The organism is Streptomyces sp. NPDC093261 (assembly GCF_044753645.1).
GTDB lineage: Bacteria > Actinomycetota > Actinomycetes > Streptomycetales > Streptomycetaceae > Streptomyces.
The window spans coordinates 89,759-115,247 of sequence record NZ_JBIVNO010000024.1; the positions used below are offsets into that span (position 1 = coordinate 89,759).

The window sequence follows — 25,489 nt, forward strand, 5'->3', positions numbered from 1 at the left end:
CAGCCCACGGCTCCGCAGACCGGAGATCCTGATGGACATCACTACACAAAACACAGAAGCGCCTCCCCCCGCCCCCCAGCCTTCCGCGGCCACTCACAGGCGCACGAGCCGCGGCGCCACCCGTCCCGGTGACCGGGTCTTCCTCGGCCTGTCCCGGGGGTCCGGCATCTTCCTTCTGGTGATCATGGCCGCGATCGCGGTCTTCCTCACCTACCGTGCGACCCTCGCGATCAGCAATGACCACGGCAACTTCCTGACCACTTTCGAGTGGAACACCAACCTGATCCCGCCGGTCTTCGGCATCGCGGTCCTGGCCTTCGGCACGGTCGTCTCCTCGATCATCGCCATGGCCATCGCGGTTCCGATCGCGGTGGGTATCGCGCTGTTCCTCACGCACTACTCGCCGCGCAGGCTGGCCGGGCCCATCGCCTATGTCATCGACCTGCTCGCCGCCGTGCCCTCCATCGTCTACGGCCTGTGGGGCGCCCTCGTCCTCGTACCGCACATGGACGGCCTGTTCGGCTGGCTGAACGACTACCTCGGCTGGACCGGCATCTTCTCCTGGCAGGGCGGCGCCCCGCGCTCCCTGCTGACCGTCGGCATCCTGCTCGCGATCATGATCCTGCCGATCATCACCAACGTGAGCCGTGAGGTCTTCCGGCAGGTCCCGCAGATGCACGAGGAGGCGGCTCTCGCCCTCGGCGCCACGCGCTGGGAGGTCGTCCGCATGGCCGTGCTGCCGTTCGGCCGCTCCGGTGTGATCTCCGCGTCGATGCTCGGCCTCGGCCGTGCACTCGGCGAGACGATGGCCGTCGCCACCGTCCTCTCCCCGACCTTCGACATCCAGGCCAGCCTGCTGGACCCGGGCGGCGGCACCTTCGCCCAGAACATCGCCAGCAAGTTCGGCGAGGCCACCGACCAGGGCCGTGACGCCCTCATCGCCTCCGGTCTGGTCCTCTTCGTCATCACTCTGCTGGTCAACGGTGCGGCTCGCGCGATCATCGCCCGCCGCAAGGAGTACTCGGGGGCCAACGCATGAGCACCGCAGCCGTCAGCGACAAGCGTCCGAGCACCCTGCGCGGTGCCAGCCTGCCGAAGTGGTCGCCCTGGGCGATCGCCGCGGGCTCGATCGCCGTGGGCGTGGGCATCAGCCTGGCCGCCGGCCTCGACAGCAGCATCCAGTGGGCCCTGATGGCCGTGGTCCTGTTCGTCCTCGGCACCTATGTCGTCGCGGCGCGCGTCGAGGGCCGCCGGCAGGCCAAGGACCGGATCGCGACCAGCCTCGTCTGGGTGTGCTTCCTCCTCGCGGTCATCCCGCTGGCCTCCCTCATCTGGGAGACGCTCAAGCGCGGTGTGAAGGTCTTCGACGTCTACTTCCTCACCCACTCGATGGGTGTGGTCGCCGACACCGAGACCGGCGGTGGTATCTACCACGCGATTCTCGGCACCCTGGAGCAGGTCGGCCTCGCCACGGTGATCGCCGTGCCGATCGGTGTGCTGAGCGCCGTCTACCTCGTCGAGTACGGCCGCGGCAGGCTCGCCCGGGCCGTCACCTTCTTCGTCGACGTCATGACGGGTATCCCGTCGATCGTCGCCGGTCTGTTCGTCCTCAGCTTCTGGATCCTCATCCTCAAGATGGGCTACTCCGGCTTCGCCGGTTCACTGGCCCTGGCGATCCTGATGATGCCCGTGGTGGTCCGCTCCACGGAGGAGATGCTCAAGCTCGTCCCGAACGAGCTGCGCGAGGCCTCCCTCGCGCTGGGCGTCCCGAAATGGCGCACCATCCTCAAGGTGGTTCTGCCGACCTCGATCGGCGGCATCACGACGGGCGTGATGCTCGCCATCGCGCGCATCACCGGTGAGACCGCGCCGATGCTGCTGCTGGTGTGGGGCACCAACTTCATCAACAGCAACCCGTTCAAGGACCCGCAGGCCTCGCTGCCGCTGTACATCTACCAGCAGTACGCGAACAGCGCCGGAGCCGGCGCGGCCTACGACCGGGCCTGGGCGGCGGCTCTCGCCCTCATCGCCTTCGTGATGATCCTCAACCTGGTGGCCCGCGGCATCGCCCGCTGGAAGGCCCCGAAGACCGGTCGCTAAGGCGACGACTCCCGGCTCCGCCGGTCGGGGCCCACAGCGACTGATACTGGAAGTGAAGTAGTCATGGCCAAGCGAATCGACGTAAGCGGTCTCACCGCCTACTACGGCTCCCACAAGGCGATCGAGGACATCTCGATGTCCGTCGAGCCGCGATCGGTGACGGCGTTCATCGGTCCCTCGGGCTGCGGCAAGTCGACGTTCCTGCGCACCCTCAACCGCATGCACGAGGTGACGTCGGGCGGACGCGTCGAGGGCAAGGTGCTCCTTGACAACGAGGACCTCTACGGCGCCGGGGTCGACCCGGTCTCCGTCCGCCGCGAGGTGGGCATGGTCTTCCAGCGCCCGAACCCGTTCCCCACGATGTCGATCTTCGACAACGTGGCGGCGGGCCTGCGCCTGAACGGCAGCTACAAGAAGTCCGAGCTGAGCGACGTCGTGGAGAAGTCGCTCAGGGGCGCCAACCTCTGGAACGAGGTCAAGGACCGCCTGAACAAGCCGGGCTCCGGCCTGTCCGGTGGCCAGCAGCAGCGTCTGTGCATCGCCCGCGCCATCGCGGTGGAGCCGAAGGTCCTGCTCATGGACGAGCCCTGCTCGGCCCTGGACCCGATCTCCACCCTCGCGATCGAGGACCTGATCGGCGAGCTGAAGGAGCGCTTCACGATCGTCATCGTGACGCACAACATGCAGCAGGCCGCGCGTGTCTCCGACCGGACCGCCTTCTTCAACCTGGCGGCCGTGGGCCAGCCGGGCCGGCTGATCGAGATCGACGAGACGGAGCGGATCTTCTCCAACCCGTCGGTCCAGGCCACGGAGGACTACATCTCGGGTCGCTTCGGCTGATCCGGATCCGGTCCGAGGACCCCTCGCGGTGCTGCATGGCGGTGCCACCGCGAGGTAGAAGAGGGCCCGCCCCTGGCTCCCGGGGGCGGGCCCGTTCTCGTCACTCGGCGACTTCCGTGCGTTCCCACCACTGGTAGACGGTGACCTGCCCCTCCTGGCTGTTCTCGTGGCGCGGCGTCATCTTGTAGTGCTCGTATCCGCCGCGGTGCGGAATCTTCAGCTCTTTTCCGGGCGGGACGATCGGCACGAGCTTGCCCGCGAGATCGTCCGGCCCGCCTTCGAGGAGTGCCTTCGCAGTCATAGCTCCAGTCTTGTCACGCCCCGTGGCCTCGCATCTCGAACCGGGACCCAGGGGCGTGCGCACAACGAAGCACCCCCTCTCCTGCCCGGCGGCTTCGGTGTAGCCCGCCGGGCAGGAGAGGGGGTGAAGAAAGGTTTCTGCTCCGGCCCTCCGGCCGGGTGACTACAGAAACGCCAGGTTGACCACCCAGAAGGCGCAGGCCGCCACCACCGCCGCCGCCGGCATCGTTATGAACCAGCCCAGGACGATGTTCTTGGCGACGCCCCACCGCACGGCGTTCACCCGCTTCGTCGCGCCCACGCCCATGATCGCCGACGTTATGACGTGCGTCGTGGAGATCGGCGCCTTGAACAGGTAGGCCGTCGCGAACATGATCGACGCACCGGTGGTCTCCGCCGCGAATCCCTGCGGCGGGTCCAGCTCGATGATCTTGCGGCCGAGCGTGCGCATGATACGCCAGCCGCCCGCGTACGTCCCGAGCGACAGCATCGCCGCGGAGACGAGCTTCACCCACACCGGGATCGGGTCGCCGTAGTGCTGGACATCGGCGATGACCAGCGCCATCGTCACGACACCCATCGTCTTCTGCGCATCCTGGAGGCCGTGGCCGAGCGCCATGCCGGCCGCCGAGACGGTCTGCGCTATACGGAATCCCCGCTTCGCCTTGTGCGGACTGGCCCGGCGGAAGATCCACATGATGGCCGCCATCACCAGATAGCCGACGATCAGCCCCACCACCGGGGACAGGAACATCGGCGTGATGATCTTGTTCAGAACCCCGGACCAGTACACCGTCGTACCGCCGGCCAGCGCCGCGCCCACCAGTCCGCCGAACAGCGCGTGCGACGAGGACGACGGCAGGCCGAAATACCACGTGACCAGGTTCCATACGATCGCGCCGAGCAGTGCCGCGAAGAGGATGCCCATCCCCTTGCCGCCGGAGGGCGTCTGGATCAGGCCCTCACTGACCGTCTTCGCCACCTCGTTGCCGAGGAACGCACCGGCGAGGTTCATCACCGCCGCCATCGCCAGCGCGGCGCGCGGCGTCAGCGCGCGCGTCGACACCGAGGTGGCGATGGCGTTCGCCGAGTCGTGGAAGCCGTTGGTATACGCGAAGAACAGTGCGATCAGGATGGTGAGGATCAGAGCAAAGGTGTCCATGGACGCCTCAGGACTCCTTGACCGCGATGGTCTCCACGGTATTGGCCACGTGCTCGAACGCGTCCGCCGCTTCCTCCAGCACGTCCACGATCTGCTTGAGCTTCAGCACCTCGATCGCGTCGTACTTGCCGTTGAACAGATGGGCGAGCAGTTTGCGGTGGATCTGGTCCGCCTGGTTCTCCAGACGGTTCACCTCGATCCAGTACTCGGTCAGGTTCTCCATCGTGCGCAGATGGGGCATCGCCTCGGCCGTCAGCTCGGCCGCCCGGGCCAGCACCTCGATCTGCTGTTCGACACCCCTCGGCAACTCCTCGACGTTGTAGAGGACGACCAGGTCGACGGCCTCCTCCATGAAGTCCATGATGTCGTCGAGGGAGGACGCGAGAGAGTAGATGTCCTCGCGGTCGAACGGCGTGATGAACGAGGAGTTCAGCTGGTGGAAGATCGCGTGCGTGGCGTCGTCACCGGCGTGTTCCGCTGCCCGCATACGCTCTGCGATCTCGGCCCGGGAGGAGGCGTCCGCCCCGAGCAGTTCCATCAGGAGTTTCGAGCCCGTGACAATGTTGTCCGCGGACGCGGCGAACATGTCATAGAAGCTCGTCTCCCTGGGGGTCAGACGAAAGCGCACGTGGGGTCCTCGGGATGCTTCGGTTTCGGTCAGGCTGATGCTAGGCGCATCATCCGGCCACGGCTAAGGGGCCGTCCTCCAGTGTCGCCCATCGGACACAGTGGTCAGCACGGGGGCGGTGCGGGGGCGGCCAAGGCTCTGGCCAAGGGCCCTATACCCAGCAAAGTTCGTTACCATATACCCGCCAGGGGTATATGTCGGTGCCGGAAAGCGCAGGATCCGCCACAGCGAGTCATCCGTCCGGTTTCGTCTCCCCCGGCAGCTGTCGACAGGAGGACGCGATGACGACCACCGAGGCCGGCGCGGCGACGCCCTCCGAGGGCGACGGGACCGTGGTGACCGACCACGACCGCGGCGTCCACGGCTACCACAAGCAGAAGGACGAGCACCTCAAGCGGCTGCGCCGGATCGAGGGCCAGATCCGGGGCCTCCAGCGCATGGTCGACGAGGACGTGTACTGCATCGACATACTCACGCAGGTCTCCGCCTCGACGAAGGCCCTCCAGTCCTTCGCGCTCCAGCTCCTGGAGGAGCATCTGCGCCACTGCGTCGCGGACGCCGCGCTCAAGGGCGGCTCCGAGATCGACGCGAAGGTGGAGGAGGCCACGCGGGCGATCGGCCGGCTGCTGCGCACCTGAGGCCGGGGGCGGGCGTGGGTCCGCCGCCGGGAGCCGGCTCACGGTTCACTCGCCGGCCGCGCCCTTTCCTCGGCCACCCTCAGCACCTCGTCGATGCTCTCCAGGCTGAGCCGGTCCTCGTGTGCGGCCGAGGCGGCGATGATCAGGTCGCCGCACAGCTCGATCTCGGCGAGGGCCACGTGGTCCTGTACTGCCGTACCGCCGAGCGGAGCCACGTGCATCACCTCTTTCTGCCGTCACCGACTTCCTAGAGTAGGGAGCGGTCTACGGGCCGCGCATGGCACGGACGGACCATTTCCGGCCCCTCAGCCGCGCCACTTTCGGCCTGCCCGCCCCCGGCGGCGCCCGGTCCTCCTCACTGCTCCGCGATCTTCCCGGCGAAGATGTCTCTGCTCGCCGGCAGTCGTACGTCGACGGGGGCCCCGAAGCCGTACAGCAGCGTCGTCGACGCCACCGCCACGGTCGTCCTCTGCCGGCCGTTGACGAAACTGAACCGGTGGCGCACCTTCCGCAGGCGCCCCTGGTCGTCGATATAGGCGTCGAACGGCACTTCGGCCGTGGCGAACCCTTTCGCCGCCGCCCGGAACGGCTCCTGCTCCACGGCCGGAACGCTCTGTGCCGCGAGCCCGATGTCGGCCACCCCCCGGAAGTGCCGCACGGAGGTCCCTTCGAGCTCGGCCCGTCCGACGTACTGCGCGCTGCGGGCCCCGCGCAGCAACGCGGCCGCCGCGTACGGGTCGGTGGCGCCACCGGTGACGAGGTTGCCGTCGGAGAGCGTGGCCAGGTCGACCCGTACCCATTTGTCCGCCGGCACCCCCGCGCCCCGGTTCTTCATGAACAGGGCGCCCGGGGAGAGCAGTTCGGTGATGGGCCGGTGCTCCTCGGTGCCGGCGGGGTCCCTCGGCAGCAGGACCGTCAGCCGGCCGAGCCGGGCGCGGTAGTCGTAGACCCCCTCGCCGTGAATGGTGACCCGGGTGCCGCCGGTGGCCATCTCCATCGACGTCCGCGTCCTTGAACTGCCCGCCCGCACCAGGACCCCGGCCACCCGGTGCAGCTCCCGGACGGCGTCCGTGCCGGAGGGCGCGTCATCGGCGACGGCCCCGCCGCCCGCGCATCCGGTGACCGAGGCGCCGCAGACGAGCAGTCCCAGCGTCACGGCGATCGCCGCACCGACCCGACCGTGCTGCCGCACCACCATCGTCCGCCTACCCCCAGCCGGTACGTCCCGGTGTCCCTCCTGTCGTTCCGGTTAACGACCGGTAGAGAGAGCCGTCACGCGCCCCGAGGTCTCACGCGCCTTGGCCGGCACCGCACTTGCCCTGGCCGGCACCCCACCCGCCACGCCCGGCATCACACTTGCCGTGGGTAACCTTGCCGGAGTGGAACAAGGGGACATAGCCGCCGGTCCGGAGGATCACCGCACCACGACGGTCGAACAGGGCCGGTTCTGCGTGGCCCGGTGCACCTGTGGCTGGCGGGGGCCGGCCCGCAGAGCCCGCAGCCTGGCGAGGACGGACGCCGAGGGGCATGCCCTCGGCTGGGGCGGACGGCCGGACCATATCCAGCACACCGGGTGAAATCGGTCATAACCGACCACAACTGCCCCGCGCTGTAGCGATTCTGTGGCACTTCTCCGCGAACTCGCCGCATGACCGGACCATCTCATTCCACAGAACCCAGGGGAGGCCCACATGCAACGGCGTATGTTCATCGGCGGAAGCACCGCCGCACTCGCGACGGCGGTCACCGCCGCGTGCACCGGCGGTACGACCAGCTCCGCGGCGGCCGCGAGCACAGCGAGCGCCGCGGGAACAGCGAGCGCCGCGGGAACAGCGAGCGCCGCGGGCACGCCGGTGCGTACGGCCACCACCGCCGCCCGCGCCGCCGCCGACTGGACGGCTCTGGCCAAGGATCTGGCGGGCGCCCTGGTCCGCCCCGGCGACCGCGCCTGGCCGGCGGCCCACCAGCTCTACAACACCCGCTTCGACTCACTGAAGCCCGCGGCGGTCGCGTATGTGGCGCATGCCGACGACATCCGCACCGTGCTGGCGTACGCCCGGGCCCACCACATCAAGGTCGCGATACGCAACGGCGGCCACTCCTACGCCGGCTGGTCCTCCGGCGACGGCCGGCTGATCCTCGATGTGTCGAAGCTCAACCAGATACGGGCGAGCGGCGGCGAAGCGGTCATCGGGGCGGGCTCCAAGCTGATCGACGTCTACCGCGCGCTCACCGCGAAGGGCGTCACCATACCCGCCGGCTCCTGCCCCACCGTCGGCGTCTCCGGGCTCACCCTCGGCGGCGGCCATGGCGTGGTCTCCCGTGCGTACGGACTGACCTGCGACAGCCTCACCCAGGCGACCCTGATCACCGCCGACGGCAGGCAGCTCGTCGCGAACGCCACCGAGAACAAGGACCTCTTCTGGGCCCTGCGCGGCGCGGGCAACGGCAACTTCGGCGTCGTCACCGAACTGCGGTTCAGGACGCATCCGGCGCCCCAGGCGGTGTCGGCCTACCTCACCTGGCCCTGGGCCAAGGCCGCCGCCGTGCTCGAGGCCTGGCAGGAGTGGGGCCCCAGCCAGCCCGACGAGATCTGGTCCTCCTGCCATCTCGAGAACGGCGGCACGCCCACCGTCTCCGTCGCGGCGTTCTCGCTCGGCACATACGGGGAACTCCAGAACGCGGTCGACCGCCTCGCCGCGAAGGTGGGCTCCCCGGCCCGTAGCGTCTCCCTCAAGCGGCACTCGTACGAGGGCGCGATGGAGGCCTACGCGGGCTGCTCGTCCTTCCCGACAGCCGCCCAGTGCCATCTGCCGGGCTCGACGCCGGGCCGCTCGCCGCAGGGCGCCCTCGGCCGCGAGACCTACGCGGCCCGCTCGGACTTCTTCGACCGCTCGATCCCGGCGGCCGGCATCCAGACGATCCTGAACCAGGTGGCGCAGGCGCGGGGCGGCGCGGGCAGCGTCGCGTTCACCGCCCTCGGGGGCGCGGTCAACCGGGTCTCGCCGACGGCCACGGCGTTCGTGCACCGCCGCTCGCGCATGCTGGCGCAGTACATCGCGAGCTGGGGCGCGGGCGGCTCCGGCACGACGGCCCAGTCCTGGCTGACGTCCGCCCACGCCTCCCTGCGCGCCTATGCCTCCGGCGCCGCGTACCAGAACTACACGGACCCGACCCTGACGAACTGGCGGAAGGCGTACTACGGGGACGCGGCCACCCGGCTCACGCAGCTCAAGCACCAGTACGACCCGAGCGGTTTCTTCACGTTCCCGCAGGCACTGTAGGGAACGCCGCACGCGGGCCTTCCCGCACGGGCCGCCGCCGGGGGCCGTGGCATCGGGCCGCGGCCCCCGGCAGCATGCCGTCGGCGGCGGTGCCGCTCCAGGCGGCGGCCGGGTTCACGCCGACCGTGCCGGCTGCCGTGCGGCAGCCGGCACGGCCGGCCGTCGTCAGGCCGCCAGATCCCTTTCCCCCGTCGTCTGTTCCGTGCGCGCCCCGGGAATCACGGCCTGCGCCGTACGCGCCCCGCGGGCACGGATCAGCCGTCCGGCGCGGGGCGATGCCTCGATCGCCTTCATGAGCGGGGTGAGCAGCGCCATGGCGGGCGGGGACAGCAGCAGGGCGACGGCCGTACCGAGGGCGAAGCCGCCGACGACGTCCGTCGGGTAGTGCACCCCCATATAGACCCGGCAGAACCCTTCGAGCAGCGCGAGTCCCAGGCCGGCGAGCCCGAACTTCCGGTGGGCGACGAACAGGGCGACCGCCGCCGCCATCGTGAGCGTGGCGTGGTCGCTGACGAAGGAGTAGTCCGTCTTGCCGGGGGCGAGGACGTCGAGCCCCTGGTGGTCGGCGAACGGGCGGGGGCGCTCCACGAAGCCCCGGATCGGCACGTTCACGAGCACCGCGATTCCCGCGGCCAGCGGGGCCCAGACCAGCGCGGCGACCGAGGACGCCGCCTCGGCACCGCCCCTCCGGCGCACGGTCCACCAGCACACCAGGATGAGCAGGACCATGGCGAGCAGCAGCCCGTACTCGCCGACGAACGCCATGACGCGGTCGAACCGGTGCGGGGCGTCTTTGGCCAGGCCATTGATGTCGTACAGCAGATCGACGTCAGGGTTCGACCCGGATTCGGCGAGTGCAGCCATCGTGCGCGGCCCCTTCGTCCTCTGTCCCGTTCCACGGACACGCCGGTGTGCGCGCCGTTCCACCACCCCCGTGGCCGTAGATCCGCTCCACGTCAAGCCGGCTGCCGTACGTCAACGCTCTACGTCAGAAGGAACGCACAGCCCTCCGGTCAACGTTCCGCACTCCACACAATGATCACGCAGACGTTATCGAAGAGAGACTCGTCCTCGCAGCTCAGCGGGGTGTGCGTAACCGAGAGTTCCAGCCGGAGCGCAGCCGCGCGGATGTCCGTCACACCCCGGTTCACACCGTAGTGGGCAGTGCTTTCGCGCCATCTTCGGTGACACGGGTCGCCCCGAAGTAGTCAGGGGTGTCGATCGGGTCGAAACGGATCACGGCACCGGTTCTGGGCGCGTCGATCATGTAACCGCCGCCGACGTAGATGCCTACGTGCCGAATGGCGCGGGAATTGGTCAGATCGTCGGAGAAGAACACCAGGTCCCCCGGGAGCAGTTCGTTCCGCTTGGGGTGGGGTCCGGCGTTGTACTGGTCGTTGGCGACACGCGGCAGCGTGACGCCCACGCTCTCGTACGCGGCCTTGGTGAGTCCTGAGCAGTCGAAGCGCCCGCCCTGGTCGGCGGTGCCGTCACCACCCCACAGATACGGGGTGCCGAGCTTCTTCTGCGCGAAGTAGATGGCGCCCGCCGCCTGCCTCGAGGGGTCGAGCCGGCGCACGGGCGCGGCAAAGCTCTTCGCCAGGGTCGTGATGGTCTTCACGTAGTTCTGCGTCTCGGCGTACGGCGGCACGCCCCCGTACTTGATGACCGCGTACGCCCCCGCGTTGTACGCGGCGAGCATGTTCTCCGTCAGGTTCCCGGGGGTGTCCTTCACATACGAGGCCAGCTTGCAGTCGTACGAGGCGGCCGACGGGATCGCGTCGCGCGGGTCCCAGACATCGGCGCGTCCGTCGCCGTTGCCGTCGATGCCGTGGATGGCCCAGGTGCCGGGAATGAACTGCGCGATCCCCTCGGCCTTCGCCGGGCTCCTGGCCTCCGGGTTGAAGCCGCTCTCCTGGTACAGCTGGGCGGCGAGCAGGGCGGGGTTGATCGCGGCGCACAGGTTGCCCCACTGCTGCACGATCGAGGCGTACGCGGCGGGCACGGCGTTCCTGGCGAGCCCGACGGTCCCGTTCCCGAGGCCGTTCGCCAGGTTTCCGGCCACCAGATAGACGCCGACGACGAGCAGCATCACGAAGCTCAGCGCGGCACCGACGGCAGCGGTCGCCCAGATCCACGCCTTACGCACCGTCAACCGCCCCTCGCCGCACGGGAGTCCGCCGAGCGTCAGTGTAAAGGTGCGAGGCCGCTCGAGAACCGGAAAAGAGCTGGTCCGGCCACCACCACCGCACAACGTCGGCCAGTCACGGGGCGGACGGGGGTGGCTAGCGGTTCAGCGGCGGTCCAGCGGGGCGAGGCTCTACGGCGGTACGGTGGCGCCCCGCGCCGCCCGCCGAAACCCACACGGCTGTTCGACGCACCTCCCCGAGCGACCGCCCGGAGGCCGGCGCGCGCCGCTCCCCATCGATATGCCACGGGCGGCGATCCGAAGCGGCCCATCGACACGCCGCAGGCGGCGATCCGAAGCGGCCCGGCATGGACTGTCCGTCGAGACCACCGGCAACCGATGGGTGTGACCCCCACGGCCGTCAGACGAGACCACCACGGCCGATTCACGGACTCTCACCGGCCACCCCGCGGGCGCGTCCGCGGCCGGGGTTACGCGCTGCCCGACGCCCTCCGGTACAGGTCCGCGGCGTCGTCCCTGAGGACGACGCTGTAGGAGACATCGGCGGTGGAGCCGCCCTGTTCATGGCCGCCGAGCACGCCGACGACCTCGCCGTCGCCGTTCACCCACGGGCTGCCGCTCGTACCGCCGCTGAAGTCGGGGCACTCGATGCGCTGTTGCGTGGCACTGTGGACGGTCGGCTTGTTGACACAGGTTACGGGCGTTTCGCGGGAGTCGGGGTAGCCCGTGACGGTGACCGCGGTGGCACCGGTCTCCCGTCCCGTGACGAACCGGTTTCCCCCGACGATGTCCTCGACGTCGACACCGCCGATGGTCTCCACGGTGGCGAAGGCGACATCGCTGTCCTCGTCCTGGTCCCCGCTCCAGCCGTCGGCCACGTAGGTCTTGGTGACCTTCCAGAGCCCGTACGGGGCCTTGCCGTCCCGGTAGCCGGGGGCGAACCAGACGGTGCCCGTGCCCAGGCAGTGCGCGGCGGTCACGATCAGGCTGTGGGCTCTGCTGTGCACCACGGAGGCGGTGCAGAAGTGGCCGCCCTCCAAGGCGCCGCCGGGGCCGAAGAGCGCACCGATCCGCGAGGCGGCCGGACCGACCTCGGCCTCGGCGGTCACGCCCAGCGGTCCGCGACCGCCGTCGGCGGCGGCCACGGAGGAGGTCGTGACGGCCAGCAGCACGAGAGCACCGAGGAACGCGTGCCGGCGGTTGCCAGGGGGGCGTGTGATGCGGTTCATCACCGTCCACTCTGGCCCACGAAGGTGAGAAAAACTCTGTGACCACCCTGAAATTAACCTATGAGCTTCCGTTTCCCCAGGTCAGCACGCGCATCCGGCCCACGGCGACCTCGCCCCTTCGGGCGTACCGCCTACCCGCCCGTGTACGCCGCGGTCGTCCGCTCCGCCGCGGCCCGCGCCGCCTCCTCCGGCTCGCCCGCCGCCGCGTTGGCCTCCCCCCAGGCCGCGCTGCTCAGCATCACACAGCGGCGTCCCTCTTCGGACGTCAGCCACGCCATGCTCGCGGCGGGGTCCACGGAGGCCCCGGACGCCAGATGACGTGACAGCCCCAGCAGACCCAGGTCCCAGCCCACGCCCACCGCGCCCGGACCGAACTCGGCCCAACGTTCGTCGTCCACATGAGCGATGTGCTCCAGTTCGAAGCGCGTCCGCCCTTCTTCGACCGGCGTCAGCCGCAGCTCGATCCAGCTGACCTCACCGCCGAACTCCCAGGTCGCGAAGAACCCCTTCGGCGGGTCGCACCGTTCGATCGTGCCGCTCGCATTGCCCTGCAACCGGAAGCGCCCGCCCAGGCGCAGCTCGCCCGACACGGGCAGAAACCAGCGCGGGATGCGCTCGGGGTTCGTACACGCGTCCCAGAGATCCTCGAGCGGGGAGTCGTAGGTCCGCGAGATGGTCACCACCCGCGCCTCGCCCGCTCCGAACACCTTGCGGCCCACCCGCCGCCGTACGGAATTGATCTCGTGCGTCACGTCAATGCCGTCAAGCATCGCTGTCTCCTTCCAGGCGGCGTGCCCGCCTTCCTCGCGCCAGCTCCGTCTCCAGCGCGTCCAGCCGCGGGGCCCAGAACCGCCGGAAGCGGCCGATCCACTCGTCCACGTCGCGCAGCGGCTCGGAGTTCACCGCGTACAGCCGGCGCGCCCCCTGCGGGCGCACCGTCGCGAAGCCGTTCTCCCGCAGCACCTTCAGATGCTGGGAGACGCCCGGCTGGGATATACCGAACTCCGCCGTGATGACCTCGCAGACCGCCCCGGACGCCATCTCCCCGTCCGCGAGCAGTTCGAGGATCCTGCGGCGCACGGGGTCTCCGAGCACATCGAATGCGTGCATGGGCCGAGCCTATCAGCGTCCGCTCATATAAGGCCACATTGAAATGATTCGCCGAAAGACACCGACACCGGCCCTGCCACACGCCGCCACAGGCGGACGCGCATAGACCGGCGGCCCGTGAGCCCCGTGTGCACCCCGTCAAGCGAGTGCCAGGTACATGCCATCACCGGGCCATCGAGCGGTAAGGCGGCCACCTGGGTTCGGTAACGCGGGAGTCAGGAATCCCGAACTCCCTTGTTTGTCGCGTACTCAACAAGTCAGGGTCGTCGCGGGCCGCCGCCTCGTCGCCGGGAAACGCCCCGGCGACGCACCCGCACAGCTTCCCGTCCCACCTGACCCAGGAGAACGCACGTTGCGTAGCACACCCCCCAACTCATCGGCCATACGCGGCAGGTGGCGCCGCATCGGCTCGGCCGCCGCGGCCACCACCGCCCTTCTGCTCGCCGGCCTCGGCACCGCGGCGCACGCGAACGCCGCCCCGACGACCGCCGTCGCGTCCGCCTCCCCGTCCGCGAAGGTGACGTGGACCCGCTCGTGTGCCGTGCCCCGGAAGAAGGGCGAGATGGCCTGCAACGCCCTGCGCGTCACGGGCGGCATCACGGCCTTCCAGCGGCAGCGGGCCAAGGAGGAGGGCATCACGCCCAGAGCCGTCTCCCCCGAGGCCGCCGCCGGCTCCCCCACCGGCTACGGTCCCAGCGACCTCCAGGACGCCTACGGCCTCACCGACGCCGCCTCCTCCAACGGCTCCGGGAAGACCATCGCGATCGTCGACGCGTACGACGACCCGAGCGCGGAGTCGGACCTCGCCGCATACCGCTCGTACTACGGCCTGCCCGCCTGCACCACCACCAACGGCTGCTTCAGGAAGGTCGGCCAGACCGGCTCGGCCACCTCTCTGCCGAGCGCCGACAGCGGGTGGGCCGGGGAGATCTCGCTCGACCTCGACATGGCCAGCGCCATCTGCCCGAACTGCAACATCACGCTCGTCGAGGCCAAGTCGTCCTCGATGGCCAACCTCGGCACCGCGGTGAACGAGGCCGTCAAGCTCGGGGCGAAGTTCGTCTCCAACAGCTACGGCGGCTCGGAGTCCTCCTCCGACACCACCTACGACTCCTCGTACTTCAAGCACCCGGGCGTCGCCATCACGGTGAGCGCGGGCGACGAGGCGTACGGCGCCGAGTACCCGGCCGCCTCCCGGTATGTCACCGCCGTCGGCGGCACCAGGCTCTCCACCTCCTCCAACAGCCGTGGCTGGACCGAGAGCGTGTGGCACACCAGCAGCACCGAGGGCACCGGCTCCGGCTGCTCCGCCTACGACGCCAAGCCCACCTGGCAGACCGACACCGGCTGCACCAAGCGCATGATCGCCGACGTGGCGGCCGTCGCCGACCCGGCGACCGGCGTCTCGGTCTACGACACCTACGGCGACGGCACCGGCTGGGCGACCTACGGCGGCACCAGCGCGTCGGCGCCGATCATCGCGAGTGTCTACGCCCTCGCGGGCACCCCGTCCAGCGGCTCCTACCCGGCGCAGTTCCCGTACGACGCGGCCGGCACGTCCGCCCTCAACGACGTGACCAGCGGCAGCAACGGCAGCTGCTCGACGAGCTACTTCTGCACCGCCAGGTCCGGCTACGACGGCCCGACCGGCTGGGGCACCCCGGAGGGAACCGACGCCTTCACCGGCTGATCCCCTCTCACCACACCAGGACGGACACCGCCGGGAAAGACGTGGGGACTTGACCGACGGCGTCCTTCCGGAACCGGGCCACGGCAGCCGGCCGCGGCCCGGTTCCGCTTTCCCCGGTCCCCGCAGAACCCCTGATCCGTCTGTGAGTTGGGTCAAGAGGGGATCATCGTGCGGCCATCAACCGGCCATCGGAACGTAACGCGCGGGCCTCGCCGAGTAAGGCGGAAGTCAGGATTCCAGACGCCCCTTGTTGTCACGTACTCAACAAGTCATCGTCGTCCGCAGGCCCTCGCGGCCCCACGTCGGGGACACCGTACCGGCGGTTTTCCGCACGCACCCGCACCGCCCCTGTCACCCCATCCCAGGAGGCAGTACGTTGCGCATCACATCCTCTGACAGAGCGAGCAGATCCACCCGGTCCGGCCGCCTGCGCCGCACCGGGTCCGTCGCCCTCGCCGGCGCCGCCCTGGTCCTCGCCGGTTTCGGCACCGCCGTCCACGCGGACGCCGCGGCGAGCGCCACCTCCTCGAAGGTCACATGGACCCGCGCCTGCGCCACCCCGAGCAAGGCCGGGGAGATGGCCTGCAAGGCGCTGCGCGTCACCGGCGGCATCACCGCGTTCCAGAAGGCGAAGGCCGACGCGGAGGGCGTCGCCCCCAAGGCCGCCGACGCCGCCTCCCCCTCCGGCTACGGCCCGAGCGACCTTCAGTCGGCCTACGGCCTGACCGCCGCGGCCGCCGCCAAGGGATCCGGCGAGACCATCGCGATCGTCGACGCGTACAACGACCCGAACGCGGAGTCGGACCTCGCCGCATACCGCTCGTACTACGGCCTGCCCGCCTGCACCACCACCAACGGCTGCTTCAGGAAGGTCGGCCAGACCGGCTCCACGACCTCCCTGCCCTCCAGCGACGCCGGCTGGTCCGAGGAGATCTCCCTCGACCTCGACATGGCCAGCGCCATCTGCCCCAAGTGCAACATCACGCTCGTCGAGGCCAAGTCCGCCACCATGGCGAACCTCGGCACCGCGGTGAACGAGGCCGTCAAGCTCGGCGCGAAGTTCGTCTCCAACAGCTACGGCGGCTCGGAGTCCTCCTCCGACACCACCTACGACTCCTCGTACTTCAACCACCCCGGCGTCGCCATCACCGTCAGCGCCGGCGACAGCGGCTACGGCGCCGAATACCCGGCCGCCTCCCGGTATGTCACCGCCGTCGGCGGCACCGCCCTGTCGAAGTCGACATCGACCAGCCGCGGCTGGACCGAGTCCGTCTGGAAGACCAGCAGCACCGAGGGCACCGGCTCCGGCTGCTCCGCCTACGACGCCAAGCCCACCTGGCAGACCGACACCGGCTGCGCCAAGCGGACCATCGCCGACGTGGCGGCCGTCGCCGACCCCGCGACCGGCGTCTCGGTCTACGACTCCTACGGCGTCACGGCCGGCTGGTACACCTTCGGCGGCACCAGCGCCGCGTCCCCGATCATCGCGAGCGTCTACGCCCTCGCGGGCACCCCCTCCAGCGGCTCCTACCCGGCCAAGTTCCCCTACAACGCGGCCGGCACCTCCGCCCTCAACGACGTGACCAGCGGCAACAACGGCAGTTGCACCACCACCTACCTGTGCACCGCGCGATCGGGCTACGACGGCCCGACCGGCTGGGGCACCCCGGAGGGGGTCGCGGCCTTCACGGGCTGATCTCCGGGCGAAGGGGCCGCCGGCACGGTGCGTGGGGCACCCGCCCGGCGACCCACCATGAAGAGGGCCGCGGCATCCAGCCGCGGCCCTCTTCATGCGGGCGGGGCGCGGGCACCCGGAGCGTCCCGCGTCGCCGTCCGGATATAGCCTTCCGCTCGTACGGGTGACCCCCGTACCGAACGGACCGGCCGAACGGGTCACCCCACGGGCCGGCCCGAGTCGCCGCGGCACAGAGGGGGTTAACGACGAAACCGCACGACAGGTTCCGCTGCGACCTCATTGCCCGCCGTGACCTGCCGTGATACACACAGTGACCATGCGCCTGCTCCCCTGCCGTCCGACGTTCCCATGAGGGGCCTGTACGGGCCGAAGGCAAGGGACACGCGCGAAACCCGCCAACCAATGACGCCAAGTCGACATACGACGGCGTCTTTGTCAGCGAGAATGTCCGTGACCTCTGCGCGTGTGGCAGGGGCTACGGAACTACCCACCAGGGGCGGTGACTTACATGCATCTCGCGGCCGCAAAAGGCGACATCAACACGATCATCGGCGGTATCGCCCCAGACTGGGGCCCGTTCGGCAGCCTGGGCAACGAGGCTCGCGTGATGGTCGAAGTGGTGATGGCCGTCGCCATCCTGCTCTGCCTGGCGATCGCGATCTGGGGCGCGGCCAAGCAGCGCATCGGCGCGACCGCCCTGCGCGACACGTTCAGTGCCGAACAGGGCAAGGGCCTGATCATCGCGGGGCTGACCGGAGTCTTCATCATCGGCTCACTCGGCACGCTGTTCACCATCGTGTACGGCATGGCCGTGTAGGGCCGACCCCGGACCGTCACATCCCGCCTGGCGCGCCGCCAGTCCCCTCCGGGCGCGCCCGGCTTACTCCTCCGACCCATCCGTCCGTCGCGCCCACCGGCTGAGGTTGCGTTTCCCTGATGTCGAGTCACCACACCGCGCCCGCGCGGGAACCAGCACGGCTACCGTCGTACTTCTACGCGTTTCCGCACGGGACGCGGAACGGCCACGAGTTCGAGGGGGCGTGCGCGACGTGAGTCCCGGTGACAGTGCCTCCGGCAGGGGCGACGGGGAGTACGGCGGCGTCGGGCAGACGCGGACGCGGCTGCCCGACCGGGCCGGTGACGTGTACGGAGGCGCCCGGCGGGGCCGGTCCTCCTCACGCAGTCTGGCCACGGTCGTCGGGGTGGTCGTCCTGCTGATCGCCGCGATCGCCTTCGCGAACCGCGGGGGCGACTCGTCCTCGTCCGACGACGGCAACGGCAACGGCAACAAGGCGGGCACGGCCCCCACGGCAGCGACGGGCACCCGCCCGGTCCGGGCAAGACCGGGATCGATCCCGTCGGGCTACGCCCACGACGAACAGGGAGCACAGTCGGCTGCGGCGAACTATGCGGTGGCGTTGGGTTCCGACGGCATGTTCAACGCCGACAAACGGCACGCGATCGTCCAGTCGGTGTCCGACCCCAGCGCGCTGAACCGGCTCCAGTCCGGCTTCGACGCCGACTACTCGGCCGCCCTGTTGAAGAAGATCGGCCTCAACGATGACGGCAGTGCGCCTTCCGGCAGCACATTCGTCAACCGCACCCTGCCGGTCGGCACCAAAGTGACGTCGTACAGCGCTTCCACAACCATCGTGCAGGTGTGGTGCACCGGCCTGTTCGGGCTCACGGGCGACAGCTCCACCAATCCCGTCACCAGCAGCTGGTTCACCGTGACGGTGAAGCTCAACTGGACCCGTGGCGATTGGAAGGTCATGGAGACCAGCCAGCAGACGGGGCCGACCCCCGTGAGCGGGGACAACCCCGTCTCCGGGTCCGACGAGATCAGCAAAGCGGTCGAGGAGTACGGAGGGTTCACGTATGCCCGCTAGTCCATACCGCGTGCTCAAGCTCACCGGCATCGTGGCAGCCGCACAGACGGCGGCCGTGCTGCTGGCCTCTCGGGCTTACGGCGCCCCCAGCCCGACACCCACGCCCACGTCGTCCAGCGACCCCTGCTCGCTGATCTCAGGCCCTGCCAAGAAGTACTGCGAAAAAGGCAACTCCTCCGGCTCCAACAGCCCCTCCAACACCCTCACCGACAGCCTCGACCCCCTCTCCTCCCTCGCCAAGGGCTGCGCCAAGGCCGCCTCCTGGACCGTCGACAAGCTCAGTGAGGCCGTGAAGCAGACCGCCAGCGTCGACTTCACCAACCAGGCGTTCCTGCACCAGTACGAGATCGTCTTCGCGGCCTCGGCCATCCTCACCCTCCTGCTGTGGCTCCTGGCCGTCGCCAAGCGGGCGGTCCGCGGTGTCCCGTTCACCACCGCCGTCTCCGAAGCCGTCGGCTTCCTCTGGCTCACCGTGCTGGCCTCCGCCTTCACCCCGCTGATCCTCTACACGGTCGTCTCGGCGACCGACGCTGTCAGCGACGTCCTCGCCAAGACCACGGGCGACCAGACCGAGACCTTCTTCGGCTCGTTCTCCGGCGCGCTCAGCAAGGGCACGGACATCGGCGGCGGCCCCATCATGCTGATCATCGTGTCGCTGATCTCGATCCTCGCAGCGGGCGTCCTGTATCTGGAACTGTTCCTCAGGGCGGTCCTGCTGTACGTCGGCGCCCTCCTCGGCGTGGTCGTCTACTCGGGGCTCGTCGACAAGAACCTCTGGGGCCACGTCCGCCGCTGGGCGGGCATCATGATCGCGGTGATCCTGGTCAAGCCGGTGATCGTCATCGTGCTCGGGCTCGCCGGCGCCCTCGCCACGGACAAGGGCCCGGACTCCCTCGCGGCCGTCGTCTCCGGCCTCGCCATCATCCTGCTCGCCATCTTCGCGAGCGGCATGATCTACCGCTTCGTCCCCGGTTTCGGCGACGAGATCGCCGCCGGCCGCAACAACCGCGTGATGCAGGGCGCCGAACGCAAGGCCGCGGCCGTGATCAGCTCCCCGGCGACCCTCGTCGCCCAGGGCATCAAGACCCACAGCACCCGCGCCGACAGCGGCGGCGGCCCTGGCGGCGCCCAGCCGCCCCGCCCCGCCAACCCCGCGAGCGGCGGTGTGGCCGCGCACAGCACCCGCACCCCGGGCGGCGGAGCCGTCACCTCGTCCGCGCCCCCGCCGCGCACCAGCCCGGCCGACACCCCGCACGCCAGCAGCACCCGCAACAGCAGTACCAACCGCACGGGAGGTGAAGGGCGTTGACGACCCAGTCCCATGTGTCGCATCCGGTCACGCCCCGCCGGACATATCTGATCGGCCGCGCCCGGCCGAACGCGATCATCGGCCGCAACCGCGAGTCCGGCGAGATCGTGCTGATCATCGCGGGCGCGTTCCTCGGCATGATGTGCGGGCTCCTCGTCCCGGTCCTGTCCCTGCGCATCGTGCTCCTGATGGGCTTCCCGCTGCTCGCCCTGGCCGCCGTGTACATCCCGTACAAGCACCGCACGTTCTACAAGTGGTTCGAGGTCAACCGCAGTTACAAGCGGACGCTGCGCCAGGGGGCGGCGTACCGGAGCACCGTGATGGAGGCGGGCACCGGGTTCGACGGGCGCGAGGTCGAGGTGGGACCGCCGCCGGGCATCGGCCGGATCACCTGGCTCGCCGCCCCCTTCGGCCCGGACGAGATCGCCGTACTGCTGCACGCCGACCGCCGCACCGTCACCGCCGCCATCGAGATCGAGGGACCGGGCGTCGGCCTGCGCGACAGCGAGGACCAGGAGGCCCTCGTCGACCGCTTCGGCACGCTGCTGAAGCACGTGGCGAACGGCGACGGCTTCGTCACCCGCCTCCAGATGCTGGCCCGCACCCTGCCCGCCGACCCGGACGCGCACGCCAAGGACGTCGCCCAGCGCGGCGACGACCGCGCCCCGGCCTGGCTGCGGCAGTCCTACGACCAGCTGCAGTCCATGGTGTCGACAAGCAGCGAGCAGCACCGCGCGTACCTCGTCGCGTGTATGCACTACACCCGTGAACTCGCCGCCGAGGCACAGGCCATGGCGCGCGCCGCCCGGCCCCAGGGCGGCAGCAAGGTCGATCGGGACGCGGGCCTCGCGGTGGTCATGGCGCGTGAGCTGACCGACATCTGCTCACGCCTTCAGGAGGCCGACATCCGCGTACGGCAACCGCTGGGCCAGGGCCGGCTCGCCTCCCTCATCCACTCCATGTACGACCCCGACCACCCGATCGACCACATCCAGGCGATGACCAAGCGCAACGCCTGGCCCGCCGAGCTCGACGCCATGGAGCCCACCTATCTCCAGGCGAAGACCCGGGAGTCCTCGACGCGTGCCCCCTGGTGCCATGCCACCGCGTGGGTCAAGGAGTGGCCGATGACGCCGGTCGGCGTGAACTTCCTGGCGCCCCTGCTGGTCCACACCCCGGACGTCATCCGGACCGTCGCCGTCACCATGGACCTCGAACCCACCGAGGTCGCCATCGAACGCATGCTGACCGAGAAGACGAACGACGAGGCCGAGGCCAGCCGTGCCGCCAAGATGAACCGCACCGTCGACCCCCGTGACGTCGCCGCACACTCCCGCCTCGACCAGCGCGGCGAGGACCTCGCGAGCGGCGCCGCGGGTGTCAACCTGGTCGGCTACATCACCGTCTCCGCCCGTTCGCCGGAGGCGCTGGCGCGCGACAAGCGGACCATTCGCGCCTCGGCCGGCAAGTCCTATCTGAAGCTGGAGTGGTGCGACCGCGAGCACCACCGGGCCTTCGTCAACACACTCCCCTTCGCCACCGGCATTCGGAGGTAAGGACCTGATGCGGGATCCGCTGTCCGTCCTGACCGACGCCTTCACGTCCTTCCTCTTCGGAAAGGTCGAGACGACCCGGCTGCCCGTCCGCACGTCCACGGGCCAGGCCCAGGCCGTCTACCTGCCCACCGCCGCACCCGGCCTGGGCGACTCCGGCGTGATCATCGGCCGTGAGGTCTACTCCGGGAAGGGTTACATCTACGACCCCTTCCAGCTGTACGGGCAGCAGCTCCCGGCGCCGCACTGGCTCGTCCTCGGCGAGTCCGGCAACGGCAAGTCGGCGCTCGAGAAGACGTACGTGCTGCGCCAGCTGCGCTTCCGCGACCGGCAGGTGGTGGTCCTCGACGCGCAGGGCGAGGACGGCGTCGGCGAGTGGAACCTCATCGCCCAGGAACTCGGCATCACCCCCATCCGCCTCGACCCGACGGCCGCCCTGGACCACGGCATCCGGCTCAACCCGCTCGACCCGGCGATCACCACGACCGGTCAGCTGGCACTGCTGCGCACGATCATCGAGGTGGCGATGGGGCACGGCCTGGACGAGCGGTCCGGCTTCGCCCTGAAGGTCGCGCACGCCTACGTCAACGAGACGATCGTCGAGCGTCAGCCGGTGCTCACCGACATCGTCGAGCAGCTACGGCACCCCGAACCGGACTCCGCGGAGGCCATGAACGTCGCCCTGGACGACGTACGGGCCTGGGGCCTGGACGTGGCGCTGGTCCTGGACCGCCTGGTCGACGGTGACCTTCGCGGCATGTTCGACGGGCCGACGACGGTCGGCATCGATCTGGACGCCCCGCTGATCGTGTTCGACCTGTCCCACATCGACCGCAACTCGATCGCCATGCCGATCCTGATGGCGATCGTCGGTGTGTGGCTGGAGCACACGTGGATCCGTCCCGACCGGAAGAAGCGCATCTTCCTGGTCGAGGAGGCCTGGCACATCATCAACAGCCCGTTCGTCGCCCAGCTGTTCCAGCGGCTGCTGAAATTCGGCCGGCGGCTCGGTCTGTCCTTCGTCGCGGTGGTGCACCACCTCAGCGACGTGGTGGACGGAGCGGCGGCGAAGGAGGCGGCCGCGATCCTGAAGATGGCGTCGACCAGGACGATTTATGCCCAGAAGGCGGACGAGGCACGGGCGACCGGCCGGGTCCTCGGCCTGCCGAGGTGGGCCGTGGAGATCATCCCGACCCTGACGCCCGGCATCGCGGTCTGGGATGTCAACGGCAATGTGCAGGTGGTGAAACACCTGGTCACGGAGTCGGAGCGGCCGCTCGTCTTCACCGACCGCGCGATGACGGAGTCGTCGAGCGACCGCCGGACGGACGACGCGCTGCGCGCCGCGGAACTGGAGGCGGAGGAGCGGGCGGCGGCGTTCGTGGAACAACGCATGGGCGACCTGGACGGCTCGTCCGAGTCCACGGTGGCTTGAGACTGGGGTCCCGATGAGACCAGGCAAGGAGCAGCGGGAGCGGCAGGACGGCCAGGGCGGCATCCCCGACGGCCTGTTGGTGGGTGTGCTGGCCTTTCTGCTCGGTGTGACGCTGATGGTGTGGACGGCCACGGGCCTCGCGGGCTGGTTCTCGCGGGGCGCCTGGCCCGACGGCGTCCGGTTCAGCCGTACGCCGGTGGCCATGCGCCATCTGATCACCCAGCCCCATGACATCCCGGGCGCGTGGCCGGACGCACCGGCCGGTCAGCTGTCCGGGTACGGGCTGTTCTGGGGCCTGTTCATAAGCGAACTGATGGTGCTGTTCGTGCTGACCGTGTTCGGAATCGGCACGGTGGCGCGGTGGAAGGCGGCGCGGGCGAGGAAGAAGGCTGCGGCCGCGGCCGGCGGCCTGCCGTCCCCGCCCACCCACACTCCGGCCCCGGCACCCGCCGCGCCCGCAGCGGCCTTCGGCCCGTCGGCACCGGCACTCGGCTCACCCTCCCCGGCCGTCGGCGCCACGCGTCCATCCGCCGCTCCGGGCGCCGGGGGCCCCGCCCCGGCCATGGGCGCATCCGCTCCCGCCCCCGCTGCGCCGGCCCCGTACGCCGGTGCGCCGTACCCCACCACGGCCCCCTCCCCGCTTCCCACCCCGCGCCCCGCCGACGAGGAGCCCCGTCCCGTGGAGCACCTCCCGGTAGGGCCGCCGCCCCCGGCGGTTCCCCTTTCTGCAGCGTCGGAAGCCACATCGCCCCTCCCGATCACCGCTACGGTCCCCAAGCACCCCGGCACCACCACCGCCCCCTGGACACCCCCGTCCGTGGTCCTCGGCACCCCCGAGATCCGTCACCCCGCAGCCGCCCAGGCCGTGCGTGACGCCGAAGGCCCCGCGCTCGTCGTCACCTCCAGCCCCGCGCTGTGGTCAGAGACCAAGGACGCCCGCGCCAAGCTCGGACCCGTCCTCCTCTACGACCCCTCCCATCTGTGCGACACCCCGGCCAGGCTGCACTGGTCCCCGTCCTCCGGCTGCGAGGACAAGGCGACGGCCGCGGCCCGTGCCGTCGCGCTGCTCGCTCCGGTGCGCCCCACGGCCCGGATCGACCAGGCGGTCGCCGATGTGGCGGAAACGCTCCTGCGGAGCTATCTGCACGCCGCCGCCATAGACGGCCGCACCGTCCGGCACATCCATCGCTGGGCCCAGGGCAGCCAGGTCCAGGAGGCGGTACGGGCGCTGCGCACGCACCCCAAGGCGTCCTCCGGCGCGGCCGGGGAGCTGGAGGCGGCGCTCACCTCGTACCCCGAACGTAGGGACATGGCCCAGGAGTTGACCGCCCGCGCCCTGTCCTCCCTCTTCACGGTCAACATCCGCGAGGCATGCACCTCCAACCGAAATGACAGCCTCGCCTTGGATTCCTTCGTCAACGAAGGGGGCACGCTTTATGTGGTCGGTGAATCCATCGAGGACCCCAGACAACATCCCGGCGCGATGCCGCTTCTGACGGCTCTCGCCTCCAGCGTGGTCGAGCGCGGCCGGCGCATGGCCGAACGGTCATCCTCCGGTCGCCTCGACCCACCACTCACCCTCGTACTGGACGACGTGGCGGCCGTGGCCCCCCTGCCCCAGCTCCCTGAGCTGCTCTCCACCGGAGCGGACCGCGGCCTGCCCACCCTGGCCCTGCTCCGCTCGCGCGAACAGGCCCGGGCGCGCTGGCCGCAGTGCGAACTGCCGGTGTAGCACCCGCTAGACCCGCTCGAACACCATCTCCAGCTCGGACTCCCCGGAGTCCTCCGACAGCGGAACGGTGACCCCGCTCGGCACGAACCCCACCTTGTGGTACAGGGCCCTGGCCCGTGCGTTGTCCTCGTGCACGATCAGCCGCACCCGCTCGGCGCCGCGCGCCCACGCCCATTCCAGACCGGCGTCGAACAGCGCCCCGGTCAGCCCGCTGCCCCGGTGCTCGGGGCGTACGAACACGCCGACGACATGCCCCTGCCTCCGCTCGACCGGAAGCCCGGCCCAGTCCTTCGTCCCGGCCTCCTCGACCAGCACCGTCAGGGTGCCGACCCAGCGGCCGTCCGTGCTCTCGGCGATGATCTGCTGGGCCTCCGGAGCCCCCTCGGCCGCGTTCGCCGCCCGCTCCTGCCAGAAGGTGTCCGGCTTGGCCGAGGCCTGCTCGAAGGTCTCCAGGAACGCGAGGTGCGCGACCGGGTCCCGGAGCGCGGCGAGCCGCAACTCCTTCACCGCGGGCCACTCGTCGGGGCGTATGGACCTGATCACGTAAGACATACGGCCACCGTAACGACCGAGCGCCACAGGTGCGGCCCCGTTTTTTGGAAACGCGAAAAAGCCCCAACTCGCGGGAATTCCCGGAGTTGGGGCTTTTTCTCACATTTTGTTCGGCGGCGTCCTACTCTCCCACAGGGTCCCCCCTGCAGTACCATCGGCGCTGTAAGGCTTAGCTTCCGGGTTCGGAATGTAA

The 25,489-nt window shown here is 70.0% G+C and carries 25 protein-coding genes and 1 rRNA gene; 14 read left to right on the forward strand and 12 right to left on the reverse strand.

Going from position 1 to position 25,489, the window contains the following annotated elements:
- Positions 1-31 precede the first annotated feature (31 nt).
- The 3 genes from pstC to pstB all read left to right on the forward strand — a co-directional run bounded on the left by pstC (position 32) and on the right by pstB (position 2,940).
- Positions 32-1,039 carry a phosphate ABC transporter permease subunit PstC gene (pstC, locus tag ACIP94_RS33785; RefSeq protein ID WP_402434360.1) on the forward strand — a complete coding sequence of 336 codons (1,008 nt, stop codon included), beginning with the start codon at positions 32-34 and terminating at the stop codon, positions 1,037-1,039.
- Positions 1,036-2,100, forward strand: a complete 1,065-nt coding sequence (gene pstA, locus ACIP94_RS33790; RefSeq protein ID WP_402434363.1) for a phosphate ABC transporter permease PstA — start codon at positions 1,036-1,038, stop codon at positions 2,098-2,100. The genes pstC and pstA overlap by 4 nt, the downstream gene beginning before the upstream one ends.
- 63 nt (positions 2,101-2,163) lie before the next feature.
- Positions 2,164-2,940: a phosphate ABC transporter ATP-binding protein PstB gene (pstB, locus tag ACIP94_RS33795; RefSeq protein WP_402434366.1), complete on the forward strand. Its 777-nt coding sequence runs from the start codon at positions 2,164-2,166 to the stop codon at positions 2,938-2,940.
- A gap of 100 nt (positions 2,941-3,040) precedes the next feature.
- On the opposite strand, the gene ACIP94_RS33800 is transcribed toward pstB, so the two are convergent.
- From ACIP94_RS33800 to ACIP94_RS33810, 3 genes are all read right to left on the reverse strand, one after another.
- Positions 3,041-3,241 (reverse strand): DUF5988 family protein, encoded by a 201-nt coding sequence (locus ACIP94_RS33800; RefSeq protein ID WP_234518154.1) that lies wholly within the window; start codon positions 3,239-3,241, stop codon positions 3,041-3,043.
- A gap of 162 nt (positions 3,242-3,403) precedes the next feature.
- Positions 3,404-4,402, reverse strand: coding sequence for an anion permease (locus ACIP94_RS33805; protein ID WP_402434370.1), 999 nt, complete (start codon positions 4,400-4,402; stop codon positions 3,404-3,406).
- Positions 4,403-4,409: 7 nt separating this feature from the next.
- Entirely contained in the window at positions 4,410-5,030 is a 621-nt protein-coding gene (locus tag ACIP94_RS33810; RefSeq protein WP_402434373.1) for a DUF47 domain-containing protein, read from the reverse strand.
- A gap of 281 nt (positions 5,031-5,311) precedes the next feature.
- On the opposite strand from ACIP94_RS33810, the gene ACIP94_RS33815 reads away from it, so the two are divergent.
- Positions 5,312-5,668 (forward strand): metal-sensitive transcriptional regulator, encoded by a 357-nt coding sequence (locus ACIP94_RS33815; protein ID WP_402434376.1) that lies wholly within the window; start codon positions 5,312-5,314, stop codon positions 5,666-5,668.
- Positions 5,669-5,706: 38 nt separating this feature from the next.
- Here the strand turns inward: ACIP94_RS33815 and ACIP94_RS33820 are convergent, their stop codons facing one another.
- Both ACIP94_RS33820 and ACIP94_RS33825 read right to left on the reverse strand, forming a co-directional pair.
- Positions 5,707-5,889, reverse strand: coding sequence for a hypothetical protein (locus ACIP94_RS33820; RefSeq protein ID WP_402434378.1), 183 nt, complete (start codon positions 5,887-5,889; stop codon positions 5,707-5,709).
- 134 nt (positions 5,890-6,023) lie between these two features.
- Positions 6,024-6,866, reverse strand: a complete 843-nt coding sequence (locus tag ACIP94_RS33825; protein ID WP_402434381.1) for a hypothetical protein — start codon at positions 6,864-6,866, stop codon at positions 6,024-6,026.
- Positions 6,867-7,047: 181 nt separating this feature from the next.
- Here ACIP94_RS33825 and ACIP94_RS33830 point away from each other — a divergent pair, with 181 nt between their 5' ends.
- Positions 7,048-7,245: a hypothetical protein gene (locus tag ACIP94_RS33830; RefSeq protein ID WP_402434384.1), complete on the forward strand. Its 198-nt coding sequence runs from the start codon at positions 7,048-7,050 to the stop codon at positions 7,243-7,245.
- 114 nt (positions 7,246-7,359) lie between these two features.
- Positions 7,360-8,952 (forward strand): FAD-binding oxidoreductase, encoded by a 1,593-nt coding sequence (locus ACIP94_RS33835; protein WP_402434387.1) that lies wholly within the window; start codon positions 7,360-7,362, stop codon positions 8,950-8,952.
- Between the two features lie 165 nt (positions 8,953-9,117).
- Here ACIP94_RS33835 and ACIP94_RS33840 read toward each other — a convergent pair whose 3' ends face one another.
- From ACIP94_RS33840 to ACIP94_RS33860, 5 genes are all read right to left on the reverse strand, one after another.
- A complete protein-coding gene (locus ACIP94_RS33840; protein WP_402434390.1) occupies positions 9,118-9,816 on the reverse strand; it encodes a phosphatase PAP2 family protein in 699 nt (232 codons plus the stop codon).
- 283 nt (positions 9,817-10,099) lie between these two features.
- Positions 10,100-11,107: an NlpC/P60 family protein gene (locus ACIP94_RS33845; RefSeq protein WP_402434392.1), complete on the reverse strand. Its 1,008-nt coding sequence runs from the start codon at positions 11,105-11,107 to the stop codon at positions 10,100-10,102.
- Between the two features lie 464 nt (positions 11,108-11,571).
- Positions 11,572-12,330: a trypsin-like serine peptidase gene (locus ACIP94_RS33850; protein WP_402434395.1), complete on the reverse strand. Its 759-nt coding sequence runs from the start codon at positions 12,328-12,330 to the stop codon at positions 11,572-11,574.
- Positions 12,331-12,461: 131 nt separating this feature from the next.
- On the reverse strand, positions 12,462-13,100 hold the full coding sequence (locus ACIP94_RS33855; protein WP_402434398.1) for an SRPBCC family protein: 639 nt from the start codon (positions 13,098-13,100) through the stop codon (positions 12,462-12,464).
- On the reverse strand, positions 13,093-13,440 hold the full coding sequence (locus ACIP94_RS33860) for an ArsR/SmtB family transcription factor (RefSeq protein ID WP_402434401.1): 348 nt from the start codon (positions 13,438-13,440) through the stop codon (positions 13,093-13,095). Before ACIP94_RS33860 ends, ACIP94_RS33855 begins: the two co-directional genes overlap by 8 nt.
- A 352-nt stretch (positions 13,441-13,792) precedes the next feature.
- On the opposite strand from ACIP94_RS33860, the gene ACIP94_RS33865 reads away from it, so the two are divergent.
- The 8 genes from ACIP94_RS33865 to ACIP94_RS33900 all read left to right on the forward strand — a co-directional run bounded on the left by ACIP94_RS33865 (position 13,793) and on the right by ACIP94_RS33900 (position 24,744).
- Entirely contained in the window at positions 13,793-15,130 is a 1,338-nt protein-coding gene (locus tag ACIP94_RS33865; RefSeq protein WP_402434404.1) for a peptidase S8, read from the forward strand.
- Positions 15,131-15,506: 376 nt separating this feature from the next.
- A complete protein-coding gene (locus tag ACIP94_RS33870) occupies positions 15,507-16,826 on the forward strand; it encodes a peptidase S8 (RefSeq protein WP_402434407.1) in 1,320 nt (439 codons plus the stop codon).
- 508 nt (positions 16,827-17,334) lie between these two features.
- Entirely contained in the window at positions 17,335-17,643 is a 309-nt protein-coding gene (locus tag ACIP94_RS33875; protein ID WP_043441655.1) for a hypothetical protein, read from the forward strand.
- Positions 17,644-17,875: 232 nt separating this feature from the next.
- Positions 17,876-18,715: a hypothetical protein gene (locus ACIP94_RS33880; protein WP_402434436.1), complete on the forward strand. Its 840-nt coding sequence runs from the start codon at positions 17,876-17,878 to the stop codon at positions 18,713-18,715.
- Positions 18,705-20,024, forward strand: coding sequence for a hypothetical protein (locus ACIP94_RS33885; protein WP_402434410.1), 1,320 nt, complete (start codon positions 18,705-18,707; stop codon positions 20,022-20,024). The genes ACIP94_RS33880 and ACIP94_RS33885 overlap by 11 nt, the downstream gene beginning before the upstream one ends.
- On the forward strand, positions 20,021-21,580 hold the full coding sequence (locus ACIP94_RS33890; protein WP_402434413.1) for an SCO6880 family protein: 1,560 nt from the start codon (positions 20,021-20,023) through the stop codon (positions 21,578-21,580). Before ACIP94_RS33885 ends, ACIP94_RS33890 begins: the two co-directional genes overlap by 4 nt.
- Before the next feature lie 7 nt (positions 21,581-21,587).
- Positions 21,588-23,012 (forward strand): ATP-binding protein, encoded by a 1,425-nt coding sequence (locus ACIP94_RS33895; protein WP_402434416.1) that lies wholly within the window; start codon positions 21,588-21,590, stop codon positions 23,010-23,012.
- Between the two features lie 13 nt (positions 23,013-23,025).
- Positions 23,026-24,744 carry a type IV secretory system conjugative DNA transfer family protein gene (locus tag ACIP94_RS33900; protein WP_402434418.1) on the forward strand — a complete coding sequence of 573 codons (1,719 nt, stop codon included), beginning with the start codon at positions 23,026-23,028 and terminating at the stop codon, positions 24,742-24,744.
- Positions 24,745-24,750: 6 nt separating this feature from the next.
- Here the strand turns inward: ACIP94_RS33900 and ACIP94_RS33905 are convergent, their stop codons facing one another.
- On the reverse strand, positions 24,751-25,296 hold the full coding sequence (locus ACIP94_RS33905) for a GNAT family N-acetyltransferase (protein ID WP_402434421.1): 546 nt from the start codon (positions 25,294-25,296) through the stop codon (positions 24,751-24,753).
- 108 nt (positions 25,297-25,404) lie between these two features.
- Positions 25,405-25,489 (reverse strand): 5S ribosomal RNA (gene rrf, locus ACIP94_RS33910); the annotation flags it as partial.

Excerpts from the sequence above, each read along its gene's own strand:
- ACIP94_RS33855 (WP_402434398.1), bottom strand. The coding sequence starts at position 13,100 with ATGCTTGACGGCATTGACGTGACGCACGAGATCAATTCCGTACGGCGG.
- pstA (WP_402434363.1), top strand. The coding sequence starts at position 1,036 with ATGAGCACCGCAGCCGTCAGCGACAAGCGTCCGAGCACCCTGCGCGGT.
- ACIP94_RS33835 (WP_402434387.1), top strand. The coding sequence starts at position 7,360 with ATGCAACGGCGTATGTTCATCGGCGGAAGCACCGCCGCACTCGCGACG.
- ACIP94_RS33815 (WP_402434376.1), top strand. The coding sequence starts at position 5,312 with ATGACGACCACCGAGGCCGGCGCGGCGACGCCCTCCGAGGGCGACGGG.
- ACIP94_RS33895 (WP_402434416.1), top strand. The coding sequence starts at position 21,588 with ATGCGGGATCCGCTGTCCGTCCTGACCGACGCCTTCACGTCCTTCCTC.
- pstC (WP_402434360.1), top strand. The coding sequence starts at position 32 with ATGGACATCACTACACAAAACACAGAAGCGCCTCCCCCCGCCCCCCAG.
- ACIP94_RS33820 (WP_402434378.1), bottom strand. The coding sequence starts at position 5,889 with ATGCACGTGGCTCCGCTCGGCGGTACGGCAGTACAGGACCACGTGGCC.
- ACIP94_RS33905 (WP_402434421.1), bottom strand. The coding sequence starts at position 25,296 with ATGTCTTACGTGATCAGGTCCATACGCCCCGACGAGTGGCCCGCGGTG.
- ACIP94_RS33825 (WP_402434381.1), bottom strand. The coding sequence starts at position 6,866 with ATGGTGGTGCGGCAGCACGGTCGGGTCGGTGCGGCGATCGCCGTGACG.
- pstB (WP_402434366.1), top strand. The coding sequence starts at position 2,164 with ATGGCCAAGCGAATCGACGTAAGCGGTCTCACCGCCTACTACGGCTCC.
- ACIP94_RS33860 (WP_402434401.1), bottom strand. The coding sequence starts at position 13,440 with ATGCACGCATTCGATGTGCTCGGAGACCCCGTGCGCCGCAGGATCCTC.
- ACIP94_RS33900 (WP_402434418.1), top strand. The coding sequence starts at position 23,026 with ATGAGACCAGGCAAGGAGCAGCGGGAGCGGCAGGACGGCCAGGGCGGC.
- ACIP94_RS33850 (WP_402434395.1), bottom strand. The coding sequence starts at position 12,330 with ATGAACCGCATCACACGCCCCCCTGGCAACCGCCGGCACGCGTTCCTC.
- ACIP94_RS33885 (WP_402434410.1), top strand. The coding sequence starts at position 18,705 with ATGCCCGCTAGTCCATACCGCGTGCTCAAGCTCACCGGCATCGTGGCA.
- ACIP94_RS33875 (WP_043441655.1), top strand. The coding sequence starts at position 17,335 with ATGCATCTCGCGGCCGCAAAAGGCGACATCAACACGATCATCGGCGGT.
- ACIP94_RS33800 (WP_234518154.1), bottom strand. The coding sequence starts at position 3,241 with ATGACTGCGAAGGCACTCCTCGAAGGCGGGCCGGACGATCTCGCGGGC.
- ACIP94_RS33840 (WP_402434390.1), bottom strand. The coding sequence starts at position 9,816 with ATGGCTGCACTCGCCGAATCCGGGTCGAACCCTGACGTCGATCTGCTG.
- ACIP94_RS33805 (WP_402434370.1), bottom strand. The coding sequence starts at position 4,402 with ATGGACACCTTTGCTCTGATCCTCACCATCCTGATCGCACTGTTCTTC.